20 protein-coding genes are annotated in these 24,083 nt (G+C 68.5%); 8 read left to right on the forward strand and 12 right to left on the reverse strand.

Annotated features, from left to right (window positions below; genetic code table 11):
* Positions 1-2: 2 nt before the first annotated feature.
* Positions 3-335, reverse strand: coding sequence for a YnfA family protein (locus D0C15_RS08750; protein WP_116042623.1), 333 nt, complete (start codon positions 333-335; stop codon positions 3-5).
* 199 nt (positions 336-534) lie between these two features.
* Between D0C15_RS08750 and D0C15_RS08755 the strand changes: the two genes are divergently transcribed.
* Positions 535-2,025 carry a SulP family inorganic anion transporter gene (locus D0C15_RS08755; protein WP_116042816.1) on the forward strand — a complete coding sequence of 497 codons (1,491 nt, stop codon included), beginning with the start codon at positions 535-537 and terminating at the stop codon, positions 2,023-2,025.
* A gap of 11 nt (positions 2,026-2,036) precedes the next feature.
* On the opposite strand, the gene D0C15_RS08760 is transcribed toward D0C15_RS08755, so the two are convergent.
* From D0C15_RS08760 to D0C15_RS08770, 3 genes are read right to left on the reverse strand one after another with little or no spacing between them, the layout of a single operon-like run.
* Positions 2,037-3,101 carry a flavin-containing monooxygenase gene (locus D0C15_RS08760; protein WP_116042625.1) on the reverse strand — a complete coding sequence of 355 codons (1,065 nt, stop codon included), beginning with the start codon at positions 3,099-3,101 and terminating at the stop codon, positions 2,037-2,039.
* Positions 3,083-4,264, reverse strand: a complete 1,182-nt coding sequence (locus D0C15_RS08765) for an MFS transporter (protein WP_116042628.1) — start codon at positions 4,262-4,264, stop codon at positions 3,083-3,085. The genes D0C15_RS08760 and D0C15_RS08765 overlap by 19 nt, the downstream gene beginning before the upstream one ends.
* 53 nt (positions 4,265-4,317) lie before the next feature.
* On the reverse strand, positions 4,318-5,682 hold the full coding sequence (locus tag D0C15_RS08770) for an FAD-dependent oxidoreductase (protein WP_116042630.1): 1,365 nt from the start codon (positions 5,680-5,682) through the stop codon (positions 4,318-4,320).
* 100 nt (positions 5,683-5,782) lie between these two features.
* Between D0C15_RS08770 and D0C15_RS08775 the strand changes: the two genes are divergently transcribed.
* Positions 5,783-6,622 (forward strand): helix-turn-helix domain-containing GNAT family N-acetyltransferase, encoded by an 840-nt coding sequence (locus tag D0C15_RS08775; protein WP_116042632.1) that lies wholly within the window; start codon positions 5,783-5,785, stop codon positions 6,620-6,622.
* 16 nt (positions 6,623-6,638) lie between these two features.
* Here D0C15_RS08775 and D0C15_RS08780 read toward each other — a convergent pair whose 3' ends face one another.
* Positions 6,639-7,538, reverse strand: coding sequence for a LysR family transcriptional regulator (locus D0C15_RS08780; RefSeq protein WP_116042635.1), 900 nt, complete (start codon positions 7,536-7,538; stop codon positions 6,639-6,641).
* A gap of 71 nt (positions 7,539-7,609) precedes the next feature.
* Here D0C15_RS08780 and D0C15_RS08785 point away from each other — a divergent pair, with 71 nt between their 5' ends.
* Positions 7,610-8,641 (forward strand): YeiH family protein, encoded by a 1,032-nt coding sequence (locus tag D0C15_RS08785; RefSeq protein ID WP_116042638.1) that lies wholly within the window; start codon positions 7,610-7,612, stop codon positions 8,639-8,641.
* A gap of 79 nt (positions 8,642-8,720) precedes the next feature.
* Positions 8,721-10,181 (forward strand): MocR-like pyridoxine biosynthesis transcription factor PdxR, encoded by a 1,461-nt coding sequence (gene pdxR, locus D0C15_RS08790; RefSeq protein ID WP_116042641.1) that lies wholly within the window; start codon positions 8,721-8,723, stop codon positions 10,179-10,181.
* A gap of 32 nt (positions 10,182-10,213) precedes the next feature.
* Here pdxR and D0C15_RS08795 read toward each other — a convergent pair whose 3' ends face one another.
* The gene (locus D0C15_RS08795; RefSeq protein WP_116042643.1) at positions 10,214-11,740 is read right to left on the reverse strand and encodes a sodium:solute symporter family protein; all 1,527 of its coding nucleotides are present in this window, start codon (positions 11,738-11,740) and stop codon (positions 10,214-10,216) included.
* Positions 11,737-13,464, reverse strand: a complete 1,728-nt coding sequence (locus D0C15_RS08800; protein ID WP_116042646.1) for an amidohydrolase — start codon at positions 13,462-13,464, stop codon at positions 11,737-11,739. Before D0C15_RS08800 ends, D0C15_RS08795 begins: the two co-directional genes overlap by 4 nt.
* Positions 13,465-13,836: 372 nt before the next feature.
* Between D0C15_RS08800 and D0C15_RS08805 the strand changes: the two genes are divergently transcribed.
* From D0C15_RS08805 to D0C15_RS08815, 3 genes are read left to right on the forward strand one after another with little or no spacing between them, the layout of a single operon-like run.
* Positions 13,837-15,207, forward strand: a complete 1,371-nt coding sequence (locus tag D0C15_RS08805) for an aspartate aminotransferase family protein (protein ID WP_116042648.1) — start codon at positions 13,837-13,839, stop codon at positions 15,205-15,207.
* A 45-nt stretch (positions 15,208-15,252) separates the two neighbouring features.
* Positions 15,253-16,368, forward strand: a complete 1,116-nt coding sequence (gene ald, locus D0C15_RS08810; protein ID WP_116042651.1) for an alanine dehydrogenase — start codon at positions 15,253-15,255, stop codon at positions 16,366-16,368.
* A gap of 13 nt (positions 16,369-16,381) precedes the next feature.
* Complete coding sequence (locus tag D0C15_RS08815) at positions 16,382-17,416, forward strand: phosphotransacetylase (protein ID WP_116042654.1); 1,035 nt, start codon at positions 16,382-16,384, stop codon at positions 17,414-17,416.
* A gap of 27 nt (positions 17,417-17,443) precedes the next feature.
* Here D0C15_RS08815 and D0C15_RS08820 read toward each other — a convergent pair whose 3' ends face one another.
* The 5 genes from D0C15_RS08820 to D0C15_RS08840 all read right to left on the reverse strand — a co-directional run bounded on the left by D0C15_RS08820 (position 17,444) and on the right by D0C15_RS08840 (position 21,954).
* Positions 17,444-17,677 (reverse strand): PspA/IM30 family protein, encoded by a 234-nt coding sequence (locus D0C15_RS08820; protein WP_116042656.1) that lies wholly within the window; start codon positions 17,675-17,677, stop codon positions 17,444-17,446.
* 77 nt (positions 17,678-17,754) lie between these two features.
* Positions 17,755-18,330 carry a dihydrofolate reductase family protein gene (locus D0C15_RS08825; RefSeq protein WP_116042659.1) on the reverse strand — a complete coding sequence of 192 codons (576 nt, stop codon included), beginning with the start codon at positions 18,328-18,330 and terminating at the stop codon, positions 17,755-17,757.
* 161 nt (positions 18,331-18,491) lie between these two features.
* On the reverse strand, positions 18,492-20,195 hold the full coding sequence (locus D0C15_RS08830) for a cobaltochelatase CobT-related protein (RefSeq protein WP_116042662.1): 1,704 nt from the start codon (positions 20,193-20,195) through the stop codon (positions 18,492-18,494).
* A complete protein-coding gene (locus D0C15_RS08835) occupies positions 20,192-21,160 on the reverse strand; it encodes an AAA family ATPase (RefSeq protein ID WP_116042664.1) in 969 nt (322 codons plus the stop codon). Before D0C15_RS08835 ends, D0C15_RS08830 begins: the two co-directional genes overlap by 4 nt.
* Positions 21,157-21,954: an IclR family transcriptional regulator gene (locus tag D0C15_RS08840; RefSeq protein ID WP_116042667.1), complete on the reverse strand. Its 798-nt coding sequence runs from the start codon at positions 21,952-21,954 to the stop codon at positions 21,157-21,159. Before D0C15_RS08840 ends, D0C15_RS08835 begins: the two co-directional genes overlap by 4 nt.
* Before the next feature lie 188 nt (positions 21,955-22,142).
* Between D0C15_RS08840 and xsc the strand changes: the two genes are divergently transcribed.
* Complete coding sequence (gene xsc, locus D0C15_RS08845; RefSeq protein WP_116042672.1) at positions 22,143-23,960, forward strand: sulfoacetaldehyde acetyltransferase; 1,818 nt, start codon at positions 22,143-22,145, stop codon at positions 23,958-23,960.
* Positions 23,961-24,083: the final 123 nt, after the last annotated feature.

Below are 24,083 nucleotides of genomic sequence, written 5' to 3' on the forward strand. Positions count from 1 at the left end.
ATTCACCCACGCGGGCCATACATGATCACCGCGACTCCGGCCAGGCAGATCAAGGCGCCGGTCACATCGAAGCGATCCGGCCGGAAGCCGTCCACGACCATGCCCCAGGCCAGTGATCCGGCGACGAAGACACCTCCGTACGCGGCCAGGATCCGGCCGAAGTGCGCATCCGGTTGCAGCGTCGCGACGAACCCGTACAGACCGAGCGCGATCACCCCACCGCCGATCCAGATCCAGCCGCGGTGCTCCCGGACGCCTTGCCAGACCAGCCAGGCACCGCCGATCTCCGCAACCGCTGCCAGGACGAACAGGACAATCGAACGCAGAACGAGCACGACACATCTCCATCGGTTCCGCCGCCAGTGCTCGCTGTCACAGACGGACGTAGATCACACTTCGCCTATGTCTTCCCTTACGTGAGGGTATGGTTCACCTGAATCGAGTGAGCCCCACTGGTGCGGCTCCTACTGTCTCGCTGTTCGTCACCGGTTGCACCGTCTCACGGTGATCTACCGCTGTCCGTGAAAGAAGATGATGTCGCTTCCTGCCGTCCTGCGCTCGCGCATGTCCACCCCTGCCTGGCTGTCCCCGCGCGTGCTGCGGACCGAGGCCCTGTCCGGGCTCGTTGTCGCGCTGGCGCTGATTCCGGAGGCGGTGTCGTTCTCGATCATCGCGGGCGTCGACCCCCGAATCGGACTGTTCGCGTCGTTCACGATGGCGGTGACGATCGCCTTCACCGGTGGCCGCCCGGCGATGATCTCCGCCGCGACCGGCGCGATCGCCCTGGTCCTCGCCCCACTGGTGCGTGAACACGGCGTCGAGTACCTGCTGGCCACCGTCGTCCTCGGCGGAATGATCCAGGTCCTGCTCGCGGTCTCCGGAGTGGCGCGGTTGATGCGATTTCTGCCCCGCAGCGTCATGGTCGGCTTCGTCAACGCCCTGGCCATCCTGATCTTCCTCGCCCAGGTGCCCTACCTGATGAACGTGCCCTGGACCGTCTACGTCCTGCTCGCCGCCGGCCTGGCCATCATGATCGGCCTGCCCCGGCTGACCAAGGCCGTGCCCGCACCCCTGGTCGCGATCGTCGCCCTGACCACCATCACCATCGCCGCGAGCATCGCCGTGCCCACCGTCGGCGACGAAGGCGAACTACCCAACAGCCTGCCCGTACTCGGCATCCCCACCGTGCCGTTCACCCTCGAAACCCTCACCATCATCGCGCCGTTCGCGATCGCCATGGCCCTGGTCGGACTCATGGAATCACTCATGACCGCCAAACTGGTCGACGACATCACCGACACCCACTCCGACAAAACCCGCGAATCCTGGGGCCAGGGCGTCGCCAACATCGTCACCGGCTTCTTCGGCGGCATGGGCGGCTGCGCCATGATCGGCCAGACCATGATCAACGTGAAGTCCGGGGCCCGCACCCGCGCCTCCACCTTCCTCTCCGGCGTCTTCCTGCTCATCCTCGTCGTCGCCCTCGGCAACATCGTCGCGCTGATCCCCATGGCCGCCCTCGTCGGCGTCATGATCATGGTCGCCGTCGGCACCTTCGACTGGCACAGCATCCAGCCCAAGACCCTGCGCCGGATGCCCAAGAGCGAAACCACCGTCATGCTCGCCACCGTCGCGGTCACCGTCATCACCCACAACCTCGCCATCGGCGTCGTCGTCGGCGTCCTGGTCGCGATGGTTCTCTTCGCCCGCCGCGTCGCCCACCTGGTCAACGTCGACAGCGTGCTCGACCCCGACGGCACCACCAAGATCTACACCGTCACCGGCCAGCTGTTCTTCGCCTCCAGCAACGACCTCGTCTTCCAGTTCGACTACGCGAACGACCCCTCCACCGTGGTCATCGACCTCTCCGAAGCCCACATCTGGGACGCCTCCACCGTCGCCTCACTCGACGCCATCACCACCAAATACGAGAACCGCGGCACCACCGTCACCATCACCGGCATGAACAACGACACCGAACAACGCCACACCGCCCTCGCCGGCACCTTCACCGCCAGCCACTAGTCACGTTCGCGTCATCCACCGACCAGGGCTCCGGCTCCGGTCAGGTGGGCGGCGAGTGCCGGCAGGACGTACTCGGCGTCGCGGTGCACTCCGCGCAGGGTGTTGGAGGAGAACGAACGCTGGAACTCCAGTCCCACGTACACCAGGCCCGGGTGCGTCGCCGAGATTCCGCCGGAATGCAGCGGCAGGCCACCAGCGAGCGCCCCGAGCGGCTCCAGATAGCCGAGGTGGGGCCGGTAACCGGTGGCGAACAGCACGGTGTCCACCTTTTCCCTGGTGCCGTCCGGCCAGCGAACCCGATCCCCGTCGAAGCCCTCGAACATCGGTCGCCGATTCATCCGCCCGGTGTCGAGGGCGTTGCGGTACTCCCCCGTGTCCAGCACGAGCGTGGCCGTGACGATCTTCGCGAGCCATTCCGGCGGCAGCTGGTCGAACCCGGTCCGCCACAACCAGTAGTGCAGATCGTGGCCGTCCTTGCGTTGTGGCGCGAAGCTGATCGGCTGCCGGGTGGCCAGCGTGACCTCGGCGACCTCGGCGAGCTCGTAGCCGACCTGCACCGCCGAGTTCCCTCCGCCGACGACCACGATGCGCTGCCCGGCGAACGATTTCGGGTCGCGGTAGTCCGACACGTGCAGCAGGTTGCCGCCGAAGTTCTCCTGTCCCGACAGGACCGGGATGTGCGGGTTGCCGAACGACCCACTGGCAGCGACCACACCAGCGGCGCGGTAGGTCTCGCCGCCATCCGCCCGGACCCCGAAGCCGTCGGCCGACGGTTTCACCGAGCGGACCCGGGTTTCGGTCCGGATGTCGACGCCCAGCGCGGCGGCGTACAGCCGCAGGTACTCGGCCACCTCGTCCCGCTCCGGATATCGGTCGGCCTCCCCGGGAAACGGTGCGCCGGAAATTCCGCTGTACTCCGCGGGTGAGAACAGCGTGAGGCTGTCGTAGTAGTGCGGCCAGGAACCGACCGGTTCGGGCCCCGCCTCCAGGATCATCGGAGTCAGGCCCTGGTTCTGGGCTGCGCGTGCCGCCGCGAGACCTGACTGTCCCCCACCGATCACAATGACGTCGTGCATGGTTTCCTCTCGGACAGTTGTGGTGGCGTGCTCGCCAGTGCCAACGCGGTGGCCCCCAGCGTCGAGGCCGCGAGCACGAGGAACATCGGGGAGTAGCCGCCGACCACGGCGGCGAGGCTCGCCCCCGCCCATGGCGCGAGAGCGGTGGTGACGGTCAACGGCGCGGACAACACTCCGCTGAGCCGGCCGTAGTGCGCCGCGCCCCACCGGTCGGTCACGGCCGTCGCGTTCAACAGGGTGAGGATCCCGCGCGCCGTTCCCGCCACCGTCGCCGCGACGATCAGTGCGGCAGCCGAGGTCAGGACGCCGAGCAGTGCGGTGGTGCCCGCGACCCCCAGCAGGACCAGCACCAGGCGAGCGCGCACTCCCAGTCGCCGCGCCAATGAGCTGTAGCCGAGCCGTCCCAGCACCTGACCGGCGCCGTCGAGGCCGAGGGCGAGAGCCGCCGTTGCCGGGTCGATGCCCCGATCGACCAGCAGTGGCACCAGGTTGATCACCACAGCGGACGCGACGAACCCACTCAGCGCCAGCGCCGCCACCAGCGCGATGAAGGCACGGCTGCGCAGCACCCTGGCCGGAGCACGCGCGGCAGTCACCGGTCCTTCGTCCACCGGTTCCGGCCACGGCCCGCGCAGGCCCAAGGCATGCCCCGGAACGGTGACCAGCGCCAGGATGATGGCCAGGACCACGTAGACGCCCCGCCAGTTCAGCTGTTCGGCGAGCACGGCTGTCAGCGGAGCGAACACCGCGCTCGCCAGGCCTGCCACCAGGGTCAGTACCGTCAGCGCGCGGACCCGCCGGGGCCCGTACCAACGCGTCAGCGCCGCGAACGCAGGCGGATAGAGCACGGCGCCCATGGCGACCCCGGCGAGCAGCCACGCCGCACAGAACCAGACCAGATTCTGTGCGGCGGCGATCAACAGCACCGCGGGTACCGCCAGTACTGCCCCGGCCGTCATCACCGCGCGCGGGCCGCGGCGGTCGAGTACGCGCCCAACCCAGATCCCCACGAGCGCCGCCATGAGCAGGCTGCCGGAGAACGCTGCCGTCACCGAGACCACCGACCAGCCGGTATCCGCGTTGATCTCGGTCGCCAGCACCGGAAAGGCGTAGTACAACACGCCCCAGCTGGTGATCTCGGTGACGCACAACGTAACGAGCACTCGCCGTAGCCCTGATTCGTCCAGAGTGGACCGTTGTGTCGCCGCCCGCGTCGTCACCGACTCGCGGAGGACGGCGCCTGCAAGGACACCAGCTCTGGTTCCCTGGCGACAGCGACAGCGGCGGCGGGTGCCGGGGCGCAGCAGCCGCCTGCGGATTCCGGCTCGGCCTCGTCGAACAGTCCCGCTCCCCCGCAGACTCCCGTCTCCGGCAAGGTCAGCTCGACCCGCTCGGCCGACTCCCTGTCTCCCGCGAGTGCGGCGGCGATGCTGCGGACCTGCTCGTAACCGGTCATGGCGAGGAAGGTGGGCGCCCGCCCGTAGCTCTTCATCCCCGCCAGGAACACCCCCGGCTCGGGATGGGACAGCTCGGTGACCCCGTGCGGATAGACCGTGCCGCAGGAGTGGACGTTCGGGTCGATCAGCGGCGCGAGGGCGACCGGCGCCTGCAGCGTGCTGTCCAGTTCGAGGCGCAGCTCCGAGAGCAGGGAGAGATCGGGACGGAAACCGGCCAGGACGACGACCTCGTCCACCTGCCGAATCCGGTTGCCCTCCCCGGAGACCAGCGTGAGCGTCCCGTCGTGGTCGCGTTCCACGATCTCCGTGCGGAATCCCGGCACCACGGTGATCCGCCCGGACCGCACCGCCTCCTGTGCCTTGAGCCCCAGCGCTCCCCTGGCCGGAAGCTGATCCGCCTTCCCGCCGCCGAAGGCGTTGCCCACCGCCCCCCGGCGCAGCACCCAGCTGATCCGTGTCTCCGGGGCGTCATCGGCGAGCGCGGCCAGGGCCACGAGTGCGGTCAGCGCGGAGTGCCCGCTGCCCGCGACAACGACGTGCCGGCCCGCGTACCGCGCCCGCTCCCCATCGTCGCCCAGGTTCGGCACCCGGTAGCCGATCCGGTCGGCGGCCGCAGCCTCACCGAGCGCGGGCAGGCCGTCTCCACCGAGCGGACCCGGATTGCCCCACGTTCCCGAGGCGTCGATGAGACCGTTCGCGGAGATCAGTTCCTCGCTGCCGTCCTGACAGCGCACATGGACGGTCAGCGGCTCGGTGTCCCGGCCCGCGTCGACCACCCTGTCGCGACCACGACGAGCCACGCCGACGACCTCGGCGCCGAACCGCACCCGCTCCCCGAGCGCCGCCGCCAGCGGCCGCAGGTACTCGCTGACCCACTCCTGCCCGGTCGGATATCCGGACGAGGGACGCTGCCAACCCGTGGCGGCCAGCAGCCGGTCCGCGGCGGGGTCCACCAGCTCCGGCCACCGGGAGAACAGCCGCACGTGGTTCCACTGCGCGACCGCCGCACCTGCCGCACTCTCGCGTTCCAGCACCAGCGGTTCGAGCCCCCGCTCGACCAGTTGTGCCGCCGCGGCCAGCCCCACAGGACCAGCGCCGATCACTACCACCGGCAGTGCGCTCATCGTCTCCACCTTTTCATCGATGCCGCTCGATCATTCAAGGGAGAATGTATCGATCGGCATCGATTGACGCAACCATCGATCGGGGACGATACTTGGCGGCATGAGCATCAGCACCGCGGAACTCCTGCCCGCGCCCGAAGCCGCCACCTACGCGGAATGGTTCGGCTGCCTGGCGGAACCGACCAGGGTGCGGCTGCTGCACGCGGTGGCGACGGCACCTGGCGGGAGCATCTCGGTCGGCGCGCTCACCGAGACCCTCGGCATCAGTCAGTCGACCTGCTCGCACCACATTCGCAAACTCTCCGAGGTCGGCTTCCTCCACCTGGCCAAGGTGGGCACCGCGACCCGGGTTTCGATCAACCAGGCCTGCTGCAGTGGACTGCCGCACGCCGCCGACGCCGTGATGGGCATGCTCGCCCCGCGCCCGTGCTGCCCCGCCGACGTACCGGACGACGTCACCGTGCGCGCCCTGCAGGAGCGTGACTGGCCCGAAGTGCTGCGCATCTACGGCGAAGGCATCGAAACCGGGATCGCGACGTTCGAGACGACGGTCCCCAGCCGCCAGCACCTCGAAGCCACCTGGTTGCCGGGACACCGCTGGGTCGCGGAGCGGGACGGCGCCGTCGTGGGCTGGACGGCGGTGCGGACGGTGTCCGACAGGGAGTGCTATTCCGGAGTGGGCGAGACGTCGGTGTACGTCGACGCGGCACAGCGGGGCCGCGGAGTCGGCAAGGCACTGCTGCGCACCCAGGTCATGGCGGCCGACACGGCCGGGCTGTGGACGCTGCAGACCTCGGTGCTGACCGAGAACCGCGCCAGTATCGCGCTGCACCACTCGGCCGGCTACCGCACGGTGGGGATCCGCGAGCGCATCGGCCGTGTCGGCGACACCTGGCACGACACGGTGCTACTCGAACGCAGGGCGGGTACCACGACCTGACGAAGACCTGCCCTGTTCAGCGACCACCGGTCGCCGAGGCCAGCAGCGCCGCCGCCGGGCCGACGAGTCTGCGGCCGGCAGGCCATACGGCTCGGAGGGTGCGGCGCAGGTCCAGTCCTTCGACGACAACCTCGATCAACCGGCCCTCGGCGAGATCCGAGGCGATCGCCAGCTCACTCATCACGGCGGGTCCGGTGCCGTTGATGACCGCCGCTCGTACCGACGCGGCCGAACCGAGCTCGACCAGTGGGGCGATCTCGCCCGCGCCCGCACGCCGCAGCGCCCGGTCAAGGGTTTCCCGGGTGCCCGACCCTCGTTCGCGGACCACGAGCGGAACGGTGACCAGCTCCTGGGTGGTCAACGCCCTGCGCCTGCGCGCCCACGGGTGGGTCGGCGTCACCACCACCAGCAACCGGTCGGCCGCGACCCTGCGGGTGGACAAGCCCGTCGGAGCCGAAGGCGACTCGACGAAACCGAGGTCGACCTGACCCGCACGGACCAGCTCGCCCACCGTCTCCGAGTTCGTCACTTGCAGGCCCACATACAGTTCGGGTTTCGCGCGCCGTAGTTCCCCGATCCAGATCGGGGCCAGGTGTTCGGCGATCGTCATGCTGGCCGCCACCCTGAGCTCGGCGTCGCGTTTGGAACGCAAGGCCTCCACGCCGGTCAGCAGCCCGTCCACCTCGTCGAGCACGCGTCCCGCCCAGCCCCAGACGACCTTGCCCGCAGGCGTCAGCGCCGACCCCCTTCGCGTCCGATCCACCAGAACCAGCCCGAGCTGGCGTTCCAGAATAGACAGACGTTTGCTCGCGGACGGCTGGGCCACGCCGAGCTCCGTGGCCGCCTTGCCAAGGCTTCCACGCTCGCCGATCAGCACGAGCAACCGCAACGATTCGAGATCAGGCGTCGACGTCATAGCCCAAGGGTATGACAACATGCTCAGTATCCGGCTACCGCCGAACGGTCTTTTCTCCCACCGTAGTAGTCATGGCGACAGCGGAGAACAAAACAGCGACGGTTCCGGCGACGAGCGCCCGAGCCGCGGCGCCGCGGAACCTGCTGCCGGGGCTGACACTTGTGGCCGTCGGTGTCGCCGTCGCCTTCCTGGTCAATCTCGCCGTGCCCGCGCTCAGTGCGCTGACGATCGCCGTCGTTCTCGGTGTCGTCGCGGGGAACCTGCCACGTGTGCCCGACGCGACCAGCGCGGGGGTGCGCTGGGCGACCCGCCGATTACTGCGCGGAGGCGTGGTACTTCTCGGCCTGCAACTCGCGGTTCCGCAGGTCCTCCAACTCGGCGCGGGCACGATTCTGGCCGTGGTGCTCACGGTCGCGATCAGCTTCCTCGGCACCCTCGGCCTCGGCAGGCTGCTCCACGTCCCGCACGGCCTTTCCGTGCTGGTGGCAACGGGTTTCTCCATCTGCGGCGCATCGGCGATCGCTGCCATGGAGGGCGTCGTCAAGCGCAAGGACTCCGACGTCGCGACCGCCGTCGCGCTGGTCACCCTCTACGGCAGCCTCGCCATCGTGGCGGTGCCACTGCTCGGCCCGATGCTGGGCTTCACCGGCGTCGGCCTCGGTGAGTGGGCTGGACTGAGCGTGCACGAGGTCGCACAGGTCGTGGCGGCCGCCTCGCCCGCAGGCGCCGCCGCCGTCGCCACCGCCACCGTCGTCAAGCTCAGCAGGGTGGTTCTACTGGCACCGATGGTCGCCACGGTGAGCATGGTGCAGCGCAGGGGAACCCCTGCCGAATCGGGTAGCAGGCCACCGTTGGTGCCGCTGTTCGTGCTCGGGTTCCTGGCGATGGTCGCGCTCCGCACCGTCGATGTACTCCCCACAGGCGCACTGGACGTCGCGAAGGTACTGACCACCCTGCTACTGGCGGGCGCGCTGTTCGGACTCGGCTGCGCGGTTCGGGTGCGCGCGTTGATCCGTACCGGCCCCCGTGCGTTGCTGCTCGGCCTGTTCTCGACCCTGCTCGTCGCCGGCGTGGCGTTCACGACGCTGCAGGTGCTGGCATGAGCAGCCGAGAAGTCATTCCCAACCGCTATGACGCCCGGAGTGTTTCCCAAGCGGGCGCCCAATCGGTCAGAATGACCTAATGGGACGGACTCTCATCTCCATCGAGCGCGGCACTGGAGAGCCGATCTACCAACAGCTGCGCAAGGCGCTGGAGCACGCGATCGCCTCCGGTGCGCTGAATCCGCGCCTGCCCCTGCCGTCCTCCCGGGAACTCGCCCGCGAACTGGGTGTCTCGCGCAATACGGTGAACACCGCATACCAGGAGCTGCACGCGCAGGGGTTCATCGAATCCCGTCCCCGGCGGGGCCTGTTCATCAATCCCGAGATGCTCACCCACCTCGACCAGCACGAGGAGCGGTCCACGAACACGGACTCCGTCGACTGGTCACGATTGATCCGGCCCACACCGGATGCCGGCATGCCGGAGATCGCGAAGGTACGGGACTGGGACCGCTACCCGTTTCCGTTCGTCGCAGGCCAGATCGAGGCCGAGTCGTTCCCCCGCCTTGCCTGGTCGCGTGCGTTGCGCGACGCCCTGGATCCCCCGCACCTGCACTACAGCGTGCGCGACGGAATCGACGAGGACGACCCCCTGCTCGTGGAGGCCCTGTGCCGGGCCGTGCTGCCCGCGCGCGGTATCGAGGTGAACCCGGACCAGGTCCTGATCACCCTCGGCTCGCAGCAGGGACTCGACCTGCTGGCCTCCACGTTGCTGCGTCCCGGCGACACCGTCGGCGTGGAGGACCCCGGCTACCTGGATGCCCGCCACATCTTCGCCAGGGCGGGGGCGACGGTCGCGCCGATGCCGGTCGACGGTGCGGGCCTGATCCCGCCGCCCGACCTGGCCGACGTGCATCTGCTGCACCTGACCCCGAGCCACCACAGCCCGACCAACGTCACCCTCTCCATCGGCCGACGCCAGCAACTCCTCTCGCTGGCCCGCCGCCACGGCACGCTGATCATCGAGGATGACTACGACAGCGAGTTCCGCTACCAGGGAAGTCCCACTCCCGCGCTGAAGGCGTTGCCGGACAGCGACCGCGTCATCTACCTCGGGACGTTCTCCAAGTTCCTCGCGCCAGGACTCCGGCTCGGCTACCTGGTCGCGGCACCGGAACTGATCCGCGAGTTGCGCAACCAGCGAAGGTACCGGGTGCGGCACGCGTCCGGGCACGTCCAGCGGGCCATGGCACTGCTCATCGAGAGCGGGCAGTATCACCGCACCGTCCGGCGCAGGCGAACCCAGCTGCAGCGCAAGTGGCAGACCCTGCGCGAGGCCCTCAACGAGACGTTGCCGTGGCCTGTCGATCCGCCGCCGGGCGGGGTGAGCATCTGGGTGACGGCTCCGTCCGATCTGGACTGTGCGGAACTCGCCGAGCTGGCGTTGCGGCGGGGTGTGGTGATCGAGCGCGGGGACATCTACTTCGCCGACCGCGCGGCCAACCGCAACCACTTCCGCCTCGGCTTCGCCGCGATCCCGCGCGCGGCCATCCGACCGGGAGTCGTCCAGCTCGGCCAAGCGATCGACGAGTTGGACTGAGGCCCGCGGCCGGCACACCTTCAAGCCTCCCGTCACACCGGTTCCACCGGTTCGGTCCCCGGCCTGCGAGGCACGATCTGCTCCTTGTCGTGCACCTCCTCCGTGGCGCGCACCTCCTCCGGTGCGGGCTGGCGCACCTTGCGCTCCAGACCGTCGAACCAGATGGCCCTGACCTGCTCGCCAGGAGCATGGTCGGTGCACAGGCTGCCGAGCACGAGAGCGGCGGCGCCGGCCAGGTAGCCAGGAAGGATCTCGGTGAGCCCGAACGGATTGCCGACGACCTCCCAGCCGATGGTGACGCCGAGGCCGGCCACCATGCTCGCGATGACACCGAAGCGGGTCGTGCGCCGCCAGAACATCACCGCGAGGAACGGGAGCACGAGCGCGGCGGCCGTCCACTTCAGAGTGTAGGTGTAGATGCCGACGATGTCGGTGATGAAGAAGGCGATCAGCAGCGCCACCAGGCCGATAAGCGTCACACCCCAGCGCGACGTGCGCAGCAGTTGCTCCTGACTCGCGTCCGGCCGGCGGTAGCGCTGGTACAGGTCGCGGGTCAGGTTCGCCGTTCCCTGCAGCAGGAACGAGTCGCCGCCCGACACCAGCGCCGCCATCAGGGCCATCGCCAGGATGCCGCCCAGGTATGGCGGCAGGATGTCCTGCAACACGATGTAGAACACCGAGTCGGGCCGTAGCCCTTCGGCTGGCACGAAGGAGCGAGCCGCCATTCCGATGAACACCGGGATGATGGCGATCACGGTGCCCGCGACCGCCATGCCCGCGACGTTTCCCCACAGGGCGATGCGCTCGGTGCGCGCGGCGTAGATGCGTTGCCAGCTGGACTGCCAGATGAGGTAGAACGGCCCGATCGTCATGGCGAAGACGAGGGTGCCCATCGGATTGTCTCCGACCAGGCTCAAATGCCCGTCGGGCACCGACGGTGCGATGTCGCTCATCCCGCCCGCGTAGTTCCACGTCGCCACACCCATGATCACCAGACCGACGACGAGCACGACCGTCTGGATGCTGTCGGTCACGATGACGCTGGGCAGCCCGCCGAGCATGGTGTAGCCGTAGATGATCGCCCAGCCGAGAATCAGCCCCCAGCCGAGGGGCATACCGAACAGAATGTTGAACATCGCGCCCAGCGCCACGATCTGCATCGCGGTCACCGGTGCGGCGTAGAGGCCGGCCGAGAGCAGTGCCGGGATGACCCCGGCGGGCTTGCCCAGCCGTTCGTCGAAGATGTCGGGCACGGTGTAGAGCCGTGTCCTGCGCAGCTTCCTGGCGAACACCACGGCCAGGATCAGCGAGAACACCGTTGCCGGAAGCGCGAACCGGACATAGCCGGACAGGCCGAACTGGTAACCGAGCCCGACACTGCCGATGAAGATCGACGCCCCGGCCCAGGTGGCGATCACGGTGAGGACGATCTTGATCGGGCCGACGTCCCAACCAGCGATCAGGTAGTCGTCCGCACCCTTGGTCTTACGGAAGTGGTAGAGACCAACGCCGAACATGAGCACGACGAACGCGGCGATGTAGAGGGCATACCAGATCACGGGTCTGTCCTTCCCGTCGTGGATGTCGCGACACGATCCTGTTCGGCTGCGCCCCGGGACCACACCGCGCCGTGCCGGACTCGGACGACGTCACCGCCGACGATGGTCGCGTCGACGGTCAGGTCGCGAATGTTCTCCCCGGCTATGGCGGTGGGGTCGCCGGACAGGATCGCGATGTCGGCGAACTTCCCCGGTTCCAGGGAACCCCGGTTGTTCTCGGCGAAACCGAGGAAAGCGGCATCGGAGGTATAGGCACGCAGCGCGGTCTCGACGTCGACCCGCTCCTCGGGCCCGAGTTCCTCGCCGTCCCTGGTCCGGCGCTGTACCGCGCACCAGATCCCCTCCAGTGGCGGGACCGGGGTGACCGGGCTGTCGGCGTGCAGGCCGAACGTGACACCTCGGGTGCGGGCGGAGGCAAGGGGATTTATCCGCCGGGCCCGTTGCGGGCCGAGGAACCGGTCACGATGCCGGTCACCCCAGTAGTACACGTGCTTGACGAAGAACGAGGCCAGCACGCCGTGGGCGGCCATCCGGTCGAGCTGGTCCGCTCGGACGGTCTGGCAGTGCTCGACCCGGTGCCGCCGTCCTTGATCCCCCTGTGCCACACCAAGACTGCTGTACGCGTCGAGAATCGCCTGGATCGCCGCGTCACCGTTGCCGTGTACCGCCACCTGCCAGCCAGAGTCGTGCAGGTTGGCGACTCGATCGGCGAGTTCGCGTGGTGGGAGCAGCATCATCCCGCTCTCCCCTGGCGAGCAGGTGTACGGCTCGGAAAGGCAGCCGGTGAGCCCCTGGATCGAACCGTCGGAGATGATCTTCACCCCGTCCAGGCTGAACCGGTCGGGGTCGAGCCCTCGAACAGCGGCGGACCGTGGCCCCGGCACGCCGGAGCCCAGCTGGCGCAGAACGTCGTCCAGCAGGTAGCCCCGCACGCGCGGGCCCATCCATCCCGAGTGGACAGCCGTGCGATACGCGTCGAGCTCAGCCGGTCCATTGAGGAGGCCGATCCCGGTGTCGTGCACCGTCGTCACTCCCGCGGCGAGGTAGGCGTCGCTCGCGAGCCGGAGGACCTCGGCCATCTCCCGCTCGGATCGCTTGGGCAACAACGCGTACACCGGAAAGGCGGCCGTCTCCGCCAGCACGCCGCTCGGGGCACCAGATTCGTCCCTGCCGATGGTGCCGCCGACGGGGTCCGGTGTGGCCCTGCTGATCCCGGCCTGCCGCAACGCGAGTGAGTTGGCGGTGACGAAGTGCCCCGAGATGTGCACCAGCAGCACCGGGTGATCACCGGACACCGGATCGAGGTCGTGTCGCGTCGGGTGCCGGGACTCGCGCAGGAGGGTGTCGTCGTAGCGATAGCCGACGATCCAGTCGCCGCCGGGGGTGTTTCGCGCGGCCTCCGCGACCCGCTCGACGATATCGCCCACGGAGTCGTTCGGCGGTGACCCCGCGTCGATCTCCGCGTCCAGGGTCAGGCCGTAGAAGTACGGATGCGTATGCGTTTCCACAAAACCGGGGATGGCAGTCCTGCCCCGTAGGTCGTGCCGCAGGGTCTCCGGCCCCGCGAGCATCAACATGTCGCGATCAGAGCCGGCTGCCAGCACCTTTCCATCGCGAACGGCGATGGCGCTGGCCCTGGTTCCCACCTTGTCGAGCGTCAGCACCCGCCCACCGAAGAGAATCAGGTCCGCACCGCGGTTCAGGTCGTGCGAGGCGTATGACATCGGGCCTCCAGCCTTTGCCGGTTGATCGCGTTCCGGTCAAGGTAATTTCGGTGTGGCACCAAGCACAGGTCCAGTTTCGCACCGGATTTTCGGTACCAGAACCCCATCCGATCGCGCCGCCGACGCTCGGCTGGCACCCAAAAAGCGGTCGCAATCTGGATCTGGAATGGGTCCTGGCACTCCCCCACAGTGAGGGTTATGCACGATGCGGCCGACGGGGGCCGGACGGAGCGTGCGGAGACCGGCTCGCGGCGGCTGCATGCACGGGAGCCGAGAACAGAAGTCCTACCAGCGACCGCGCATAACCCGAACATCGAATAAGGCGCCGCGAAATCACTTACCGCGACGGCCACCACTGTTGGAGGGATCCTCGTGACCCAGTCGGACATCAGGGCGCTGGCCCAGCGCCACCTGTTTCCCCACTTCACCCGAGGGCAGGTCTGGCGCGACGCCGAACTGCCGGTCATCACCCGCGGCGAGGGGTGCTACCTCTACGACGACCGCGGCAAGCGCTTCCTCGACGGTCTCGCCGGCCTGTTCTGTGTGAACATCGGCCACGGCAGGTCGGACATTCCCGCCGCCGCGGCCAAGCAGATGGAGACGCTGGCGTACTGGACCAACTGGTCGGCAACGCACCCGGCGTCGGCGGAGGCGGCGGGCATGATCGCCGACCTCGCCCCCGGTGACCTCGACGTGGTGTTCTTCGTCAATTCCGGTTCCGAGGCGGTGGAATCCGCGATCAAGTTCGCCCGGCAGTACCACCGCAGTCAGGGCGAGCCGCAGCGCACCAAGATCATCGCCAGGGACATGGCCTACCACGGCACCACGCTCGGCGCGCTCGCGGTGACCGGGATCCCGAAGTACAAGGAACCGTTCGGCCCGCTGATGCCCGGTGTCCGGCACGTACCGCACACTCTCGGCGAATCCGTGCCGGAGGGGGGCAGCGCCGCCGAACTGCCCTCTGTGGAAGCGCTCGTCGCGGCCATCGAGGAGGAGGGTCCGGAAACGATCGCGGCGCTGTTCGCCGAACCCGTGCAGAACTCCCGCGGCGCGCTCGTCCCGCCGGAGGGTTACTGGCAGCAGTTGCGGGAGATCTGCGACCGCTACGGCATTCTCCTCGTCGCCGACGAGGTGATCTGCGCCTACGGCAGGCTCGGTGAGTGGTTCGGCAGCGCCAAGTACGGCGTCGTACCCGACCTGATCACCTTCGCCAAGGGCTCCACCTCCGGCTACGCACCGCTCGGCGGCGTGCTGCTGCGCAGTGAGCTCGCGAGCGGTCTGCTGGAGTCCCCCCTGGCCGGGGCGTTCACCCACGGTGCGACCTGGGGCGGGCATCCGGTGTCCACCGCGGTGGCCGCCGCCAATCTCACCGCACTGCGGGACGAGGACGTGCTCGGCAACGTCCGCAGGCTCGAGCCGCACTTCCAGCGTGGTCTCGACCGGCTGCGCGACGCGCACGGGTGCGTGGCCGAATGGCGGGGTACCGGCTTCTTCTACGCGCTCGAGTTCACCGGTGACCGGCAAAGCGGCAGGCCGCTGACGGAGACGCAGTCGGTGGAACTGGTCCGCGAGGTCATGCCGAAGGCCATGTCCGACGTCGGCCTCATCACCCGCCCCGACGACCGGGGCGCCACCATGCTCATGCTCTCCCCGCCGCTGGTGGCCGACGAGCCGGTGCTCGACGACCTGCTGCACAAGGTCGACGCGGTCCTGTCCGCGGTGGACACACATATCAACCGCTGAAGCTTCCCCAGATTCTCTTACGAGCCAAGAAAGTGAGGTATCGCCATGCGTGTCGGCGTGCCCCGAGAAGTGAAGAACCACGAGTACCGAGTGGCCATCACGCCCCCAGGCGTCCACGAGTTGACCGGCCGGGGCCACGATGTGGTCATCGAGAGCGGGGCGGGCACCGGATCCTCGATCCGTGACGACGAGTACGTCGCCGCGGGCGCGAAGATCCTGGAATCCGCCGACGAGGTGTGGGGCCAGTCCGAACTGGTCCTCAAGGTGAAGGAGCCCATCGAGTCGGAATACCACCGGCTGCGTCCGGACCTGACCCTTTTCACCTACCTGCACCTTGCCGCGTCCCGCGAGTGCACCGACGCGTTGCTGCGCGCGGGCACCACCGCGATCGCCTACGAGACCGTGCAGCTACCGAACGGTGCGCTGCCACTGCTGTACCCGATGAGTGAGGTGGCGGGCTGTCTCGCGCCGCAGGTGGGCGCGGAGTCCCTGCGACGCACCGGAGGTGGCAGGGGGCTACTGCTCGGTGGAGTCACCGGGGTAAGCCCGGCCAAGGTCGTCGTGCTCGGCGCTGGTGTCGCGGGCACGAACGCGATCGCCATGGCGGTCGGGATGTGGGCGGATGTCACCGTGCTCGACACCAACGTCGACAAGCTGCGCGCGCTGGACCGGCGCTACGACGGCAGGGTCAAAACCATCGTGGCGAACAGCTTCGAGATCGAGAAGGCGGTCCTCGAGGCCGACCTGGTGATCGGCGCGGTGCTGCTGCCGGGGGCGCTCGCCCCGCGCCTGGTGACCAACGAGCAGGTCAGCCGGATGAAGCCGGGCAGCGTGCTCGTCGACATCTCGATCGACCAGGGTGGTTGCTTCGAGGACTCCCGGCCGACCACGCACGCCGAGCCGACCTACCCGGTGCACGACAGCGTCTTCTACTGCGTCGCCAACATGCCGGGTGCGGTGCCGAACACCTCGACCTACGCGCTCACCAACGTCACGCTGCCCTACGCCACGGCCATCGCCGACAAGGGCTGGCAGCAGGCGCTGCGCGAGGACCCGGTGCTGGCCGGCGGGCTCAACACGGTCGGCGGCGAGGTCACCAGCCCGCCCGTCGCGCGCGCACACCAGCTGCCCGTGCGAGCACTGGCCGAAGTCCTCGGCTGAGGACAGCTGAGACGTGACCATCTCCCTGTTCGAGGAGTGGACCCGTCGGCTCACCGCCGACGGGTCCGCTTCCTCGCCGCGCATCGTCTTCGCCGAGGGCGACGACCCCCGGATCCGGCAAGCGGCCACCGAACTGGCCGGGCACGGCATCACCCCGATCCTGGTGAGCGAACAACCGGACGCGACTGACCTGCCGTCCGCCGCGGAGGTGAACACCCCTGCCGCGCTGTCCATGGGACCGGCCGGTGCACGGGTGCGGGAGGTGGCGGCCCAGCGCGGATGGGACGCTTCGGTCACCGGCACGCGGATGCAGGATCCGGTGTATCTCGCCGCCGCGCTGGTGGACATCGGTGCGGCGGACGCGGGGGTGGCCGGCAGCACACGGACCACGGGAGACGTGATCCGCGCCGGGATTCACGTACTGGGCCTCGGACCGGACACCCGCGTTCTGTCCAGCAGTTTCCTCATGCTCCCGCCCGACGGCTCACCAATGGCGTTCGCCGACTGTGCGGTGGTGCCCGAGCCCGACGAGAGTCAGCTCGCCGACATCGCCATCTCCACGGCGGCAACGTTCGAGAGCCTCACCGGCCTGACGGCCTCGGTCGCCATGCTGTCCTTCAGTACCAAGGGCAGCGCTGAGCACGAGTCGGTGCGGCGGGTGCGTTCCGCGACCGAACTCGTCCGCGGCAGAGCACCCGAACTCGCGGTGGACGGTGAGATGCAGTTCGACGCGGCGCTGGTTGCCTCGGTCGGTCAGCGCAAGGCCGCGGGATCCCGGGTGGCCGGGCAGGCCAACGTCTTCGTCTTTCCCAACCTCGCCGCGGGCAACATCGGCTACAAGATCGCCGAGCGGCTTGGCGGGGCACAGGCACTCGGCCCGATCCTGCAGGGGCTGAACGCGCCGATGAACGATCTGTCCCGCGGCTGCTCCGCCCAGGACGTCATCACCGTGGCCCGAATCAGCGCCCTGCAGGCCTTGGCACGTCCGCCGATGACCGAACAGGGCGCGCCGGGACACGGATTGGTGAGCACTCGCGGTCCGGTCTGACGGCCGCATTCGTGCGGGCGGTTCCGGTCAGTCGTCCCTCATGGAGCGACGGATCTCCGCCAGCTTGTCCTGGGCGGCCTTGTCTCGTTCGGCGAGCTTGTCGTCGAACGATGCAGCCTCCGGAGTCTCACCGGCCAGTTCGGTCGAGCCCTGTGCCGTGCCGAACCGGTTCTCGATCCGATCACGGACGTAGTCGAAGTTCGGCACTCCGGACTCGGTGTAGTCGCCGTCCGAAGGTGGTGGCGTGCTGTCCTCAGGCATATGCGCCCCCTCTCCTGCCTCCAGTATGCGCGCTCCGGTGGGCCGGCCGGTGCACCCGGCCGGCCCGCCGGAACCGGTCAGCGGACGACGTCGTAGACCAGTTTCTGGATTCCGTTGCCGTAGGTCTCGCTTTCGGTGAGCTTGAGGTTCTGCTTGTCCTTGTCGGTCTCACTGAACAGCCGCTTGCCCGCGCCGAGCAGGACCGGGAAGACCAGCAGGTGGTAGCGGTCGATCAGGCTGGCGTCGGCCAGGTTGCGGTTCAGGCCGCCGCTGCCGTGGATGATGATCGGGCCGCCTTCGGTCTCCTTGAGCGCGGCGACGTCGTCAAGTGAGCGGAGGATGGTGGTCTCGCCCCAGTTGGACACCAGGTCCTCGTCCTTCAGCGTGGTCGACACGACGTATTTCGGCATCGCGTTGTAGCCGGCGAACTCCTCGGTCATGTCCGGCCACACGGTCGAGAACGCCTGGTAGCTGACCCTGCCCAGCATCATCGCCGCGGATTCGTCCTGCTCACGGCCCTTGATCTCGTAGGCGGCCTCGTCGAACTCGATGTCCTTGAACGTCCAGCCGGAGTTGCGGTAGCCCGGTTCTCCACCGGGCGCCTCGATGGCGCCGTCGAGTGAGACGAAGGCGGTTGTGATCAGGGTGCGCATACTTGCTCCTTGGTGGTCCGTCTGACGTGCTCTCATCAGTGCGTCGAACGGTAGGGGCCGAATTCGACACTTCGCGCCGGAAAAATTCGGCTGAGCTGATCCTGCCGTGCGCGGCACGCCGGAACCAGCACTTCCCACCTCGGGAAAGTGCGGGGCTCGGGTCAGTGGGCGAGCATGGCCAGGATGTCGCGGAACGGCTCGTTTCCTGTTTCCGGCGAGAGATCGAGTACCTGCGACCGGCTGTAGTAGTTCCCGAGGTCAAGGCCGACGCCCAGCCCGTAGATCCGCGCCGAGCCCGCCCGTTCCTGCTCACGCACCACCTCCGCGAGGTGGTTACCGAGGTAGTCGTCGTCATTGACCAGAGCGGTCGCACTGTCCATCGGGCTGCCGTCGGAGAACACGAGCAGGAAGCGGCGCTGCTCCGGCCGCCCGGCCATCCTGTGGCAAGCCCACCGGACCGCTTCCCCGTCCGCCCCCTCCCGGTACAGATCCGGTTTGAGCAGGGCCGCGATATCCGGCCGTGCACGCCGGTAGGTGGTGTCGGCATCCTTGATCACGAGATGGCAGACCTCGTTGAGCCGCCCAGGACGAGGTGGCCTGCCCGCGCGCCGCCAGGCCCGCATCGACCGGCCACCGTTCCACGCGCCGGTGGTGAAACCCAGGATCTCGGTGCTCACCCCGGCGAGTTCCAGAGCACGGGCCAGCACGTCGACGACCAACGCCATCTGTTCCGCATGGGCCTTCATCGACCCCGAACAATCGAGCAGCAGCGTCACCAGGCTCTGGGCGACCGGCTCGACCCGCTCCGCGCGAAAGAGCCTCCGCTCGGCAGGTGAGGTGATCAGCCGGGTGAGGTTGCGGCCGTCGAGATGGCCCTCCTCCAGATCCCCCTCCCAACCGGTGCGCGCGGGATCGGCCAGCAGGAACCCGAACTGACGGGCCAGTCGGGCCACGTTCACCCCACGGGCGGCGATCCTGGCATCCAGCCGCTCGCGGAACTCCCCGCGTTGCTGTCTGCGCACCAGTGCGGAGATTCGCCGCTGGGTGTCGTACTCCTTGGTGAACACGCGATAGCCGTGCTCGGCCTGTTCCGCCCCGCCGCGTGCGCGGGGAGCCGGGGCGCTCGCCTGGTCGTCGCCGTCGGCCGGGTCGAGAAACAACGCCCACTGGCGGGAGCGCCGGTCCGCTCCGGAATCTTCCTGCTCGGCACCTGCCGATTCCGACCCGCTCAGCAGACCGTCGATGACCCGCGCGAGAGCGAGGGCGTTCGCCGCGTACGCCCGCTGGTCGAGGCGATGACGGCGCAACCCCGCCAGTTCGTGCCCGAGCAACGGCGCCAGCGCGAACCTCGGCGCCTCGATGACGTCCTCGGCCACGGACGGCACCGGCTCCCCGGTGACGCGGGAGCGGCAGATCTGCGCCACCGAGTAGAGAAGGAGGCCGTGCGCGGTCTCGGTGAGTCCACTGTGGACGCAAGTGGTGGACCACCGCTCGTGCCGGTGCCGCAGGTTGTGCAGCAGCCCGGGCAGCCCGGCGGGAACCATCGACTCCACCCGGAACTGCTCGAGCATGTCGAACACCAGGCGTTGCACCGGCTCTGCCGGACGATGATCGCGGTGCAAGGTGGTATCGGAGTGCAACAGCCGCAGTGCGGTGCCGTCAGCGGCGCCGCGGAACGAACCGAAGTCGTCCTCCGACTGCGAGGGCCGCAGGTGCGGAGCGTGTAGCTGCAGCGGAGCGTCCGCACGGTAGGGCCTGCCCGCACGCAGCTGGAACTCCGGCTCACCGGCGAGCGCGCGAACGGTTGCCGCGCACAGCTCCTCGACCCGGTGCTGCCGCCTGTCCCTGTCGCGCGACCCGGTCACGCCGGTACGGCCTGCTGGTAGGACTCCGCCAGTTCACGGCCGAAGCAGCGCTGGAAGTACTCGGCCACCGTCTGCCGCTCGGCCTCGTCGCACTTGTTCAGGAAGGACAGTCTGAACGCGACCGAGACGTCACCGAAGACCTCCATGTTCTCCGCCCAGGAAATGACCGTTCGCGGTGACATCAGGGTGGAGAGGTCGCCTGCGCGAAAGCCGTGCCGCGTGAGCTCCGCGACCCGAACCATCGTGGCCACCAGCTCCCTGCCCTGCTCCCCCGCCAGCTCCGGCACACGGGACAGCACGATCGCGGTCTCCTCCTCGGGTGCGAGGTAGTTCAGCGACGCGACGATGTTCCAGCGGTCGATCTGGGCGTGGTTGAGCCGTTGCGAGCCGTGGTAGAGACCGTTGAGATTGCCGAGGCCGACAGTGTTGGCGGTCGCGAAAAGCCGGAAGTACGGATGCGCGCGCAACACCCTGTGCTGATCGAGCAGCGTCAGTTTCCCGTCACGCTCCAGGATGCGCTGGATGACGAACATGACGTCCGGGCGACCCGCGTCGTACTCGTCGAAGATGAGTGCGACCGGGCGCTGCAGCGCCCACGGCAGGATGCCCTCCTGGAATTCGGTCACCTGCTGCCCGTCCCGCAGCACGACGGCGTCGCGGCCCATCAGGTCCAGCCTGCTGAGGTGCCCGTCGAGGTTGACCCGCACACACGGCCAGTTCAGCCGCGCGGCGACCTGCTCGATGTGGGTCGACTTGCCGGTGCCGTGCAGCCCCTGCACCAGCACCCTGCGGTTGCGGGTGAATCCGGCGAGCAACGCGAGCGTGACGTCGGGATTGAACCGGTACGCCTCGTCGATCTCCGGCACGTGCTCGTCGCGTTCGGCGAACGCGGGCACCACGAGGTCGGAGTCGATACCGAACACCTCGCGCACCTTGACCTCGTGGCTGGGAAAGCTGCTGCTCACGTGTCCGCTCCTTCCGTCTCGATCCGGCTGACCGCCTCCGCGGCGCGGCGCAACGCGGGCAACATCCGCGGCGCCTCCGCGGCGCTCAGCCGCATGGCAGGTGCCTGTACGGCGACGCAGAGATTGGATCTGGCCGCCCCGGTCGGCACCGGCACCGCAACGCAGACCAGCCCCGGCAGGAACTCCTCGTCGTCCACGGCGAACCCGTCGCGGCGTACCCGGAGGAGTTCCTCCTCGATCGCGTCCAGGTCGGTGACCGTGTTGGGCGTGTTACGGGTCAGCGGGGCGTGGGCCAGCAGCTTGCGCCGCTGGGCCGGGCTCAGCTGCGAGAGGATCATCTTCCCGCTCGCGGAACAGTGTGCGGGCACCCGCGATCCAGGACGCAGGTAGAAGCGCAGTGGCTCGGGGGTCTCCACCCGGTCGAGGTAGACCACCTCGTTGCCGGACAGCGCCGTGACGTTGCAACTCTCGCCGATCTCCTCGACGAGATGGCGCAGCACCGCGTGTCGTGCGCCGTGCTGGGTGGCGTTGAGCAGCAGGTTCTCGGCCAGCCTGCGCAGCCGGGCACCCGTGCCGTAGTGCCTGCCGTCCCCCTGCCTGACCAGCAGGCCCGCGGCCTCGAGCTGCTGCAGCATGCGGTGCAGCGTCGGCTTGGGCATGCCGGTCTCCTCGACCAGCCCCTGCAACGACACGAACTGGTCCTTGGCGGCGATCAACTCGAGCAACGCGAACAGCCGCATGGTCGGTGTGTCCCCGTTGCGCTCGCCCGCCTCCATGAGGTGCGTCTGCTCCATAACACTCACTGTAGATGTATCCCGGAAAACAACACAAGCCGTACCGGTTTCCGGAACTTTCGTTGACCAGGCCCTCCACGGAAGCCTATAGTCCGAGGCAACGTCTCGATTTCAGGAACGTGACGTACAGATTTTTCCATTTTTGGCGTCGTCGCAGGGATCGCCGACTCTCGCAAGGAGGAACCAGGATGAGTGAGCAGACCGAAGGGGCCGGGCGGGCCGAGCGGGCAGTGGTCACCGGGCCGCAGAAGATGACGCCCTCGGAAGCGTTCGTGGAGACGATGGTGGCCAACGGGGTCACCGACATCTTCGGGATCATGGGTTCGGCGTTCATGGACGCCATGGACATCTTCGCGCCGGCAGGCATCCGGCTGGTACCCGTCGTACACGAGCAGGGCGCAGGACACATGGCGGACGGCTACGCGCGCGTGAGCGGCCGCCACGGTGTGGTGATCGGCCAGAACGGGCCCGGTATCAGCAACTGCGTCACCGCGATCGCCGCCGCCTACTGGGCGCACAGCCCGGTCGTGATCGTGACGCCCGAGGCCGGGACGATGGGCACTGGACTCGGCGGCTTCCAGGAGGCCAACCAGCTGCCCATGTTCCAGGAGTTCACCAAGTACCAGGGACACGTGAACAACCCGAAGCGGATGGCGGAGTTCACCGGCCGCTGCTTCGACAGGGCGCATTCGGAGATCGGGCCGACACAGCTCAACATCCCGCGCGACTTCTTCTACGGCGAGATCGAGGCCGAGATCCCCAGGCCGAACCGCCTGGACCGGGGCCCCGGCGGGGAGCGGAGCCTCAACGAGGCCGCGGAACTGCTGGCGCAGGCCGAGTTCCCGGTGATCATCTCCGGCGGCGGGGTCGTGATGGCCGACGGCGTCGACGAATGCGTGGCCCTCGCCGAACGACTCGGTGCCCCGGTCGTCAACAGCTACCTGCACAACGACTCGTTTCCCGCCAGCCACCCGCAGTGGTGCGGGCCGCTGGGGTACCAGGGCTCGAAGGCCGCGATGAAGCTGATCTCGCAGGCCGACGTCGTGGTGGCGCTCGGGTCCCGCCTCGGCCCGTTCGGCACGCTGCCGCAGCACGGAATGGACTACTGGCCGAAGAACGCCAAGATCATCCAGATCGACGCCGACCACAAGATGCTCGGGTTGGTCAAGAAGATCAGCGTCGGTATCTGTGGCGACGCCAAGGACGCGGCGGTGGCGCTGACCGAACGCCTCGCGAACAGGACACTGGCCTGCGATGCGACCCGGGAGTCGCGGGCGGCCACGACTTCGGCCGAGAAGGAGGCGTGGGAGGCCGAACTCGACGAGTGGACCCACGAGAAGGACCCGTACAGCCTCGACGTGATCGCGGAGGCCGAGCAGGAGGACGGAAACTGGCTGCACCCCCGGCAGGTGCTGCGGGAGCTGGAGAAGGCCATGCCGGACGATGTGATGGTGTCCACCGACATCGGCAACATCAACTCGGTCGCCAACAGCTACCTGCGGTTCGAGAAGCCGCGCAGCTTCCTCGCCCCGATGAGCTTCGGCAACTGCGGGTACGCGTTGCCCACGATCATCGGCGCCAAGGCCGCGGCGCCCGACCGGCCCGCGGTGGCCTATGCGGGCGACGGGGCGTGGGGAATGAGCATGGGCGAGATCATGACCTCCGTGCGGCACGACATCCCGGTCACCGCGGTGGTGTTCCACAACCGCCAGTGGGGTGCGGAGAAGAAGAACCAGGTGGACTTCTACAACCGCCGCTTCGTGGCGGGCGAGCTCGAGAGCGAGAGCTTCGCGGGCATCGCGGCCGCGATGGGCGCCGAAGGCGTCGTGGTGGACAAGCTGGACCAGGTGGGCCCCGCCCTGGAGACCGCCATCGAGAAGCAGATGACGCAGGGCATCACGACCGTCATCGAGGTGATGTGCACCCGCGAGCTCGGCGACCCGTTCCGGCGGGACGCCCTGTCCAAGCCCGTTCGTCTCCTGGAGAAGTACGCCGACTACGTCTGACACGTCGGCTGCCCCGGCAGCGGTTCCGGGCCATTCCTTCCGATCGATCGTGAATAACAAACAGAGGCTCCTGACCAGGAATTCTTCCTGGTCAGGAGCCTCTGCGCGCTTCAAGGGCGGACA

The organism is Amycolatopsis palatopharyngis, assembly GCF_003385185.1.
In the GTDB taxonomy this organism is placed as follows: domain Bacteria; phylum Actinomycetota; class Actinomycetes; order Mycobacteriales; family Pseudonocardiaceae; genus Amycolatopsis; species Amycolatopsis palatopharyngis.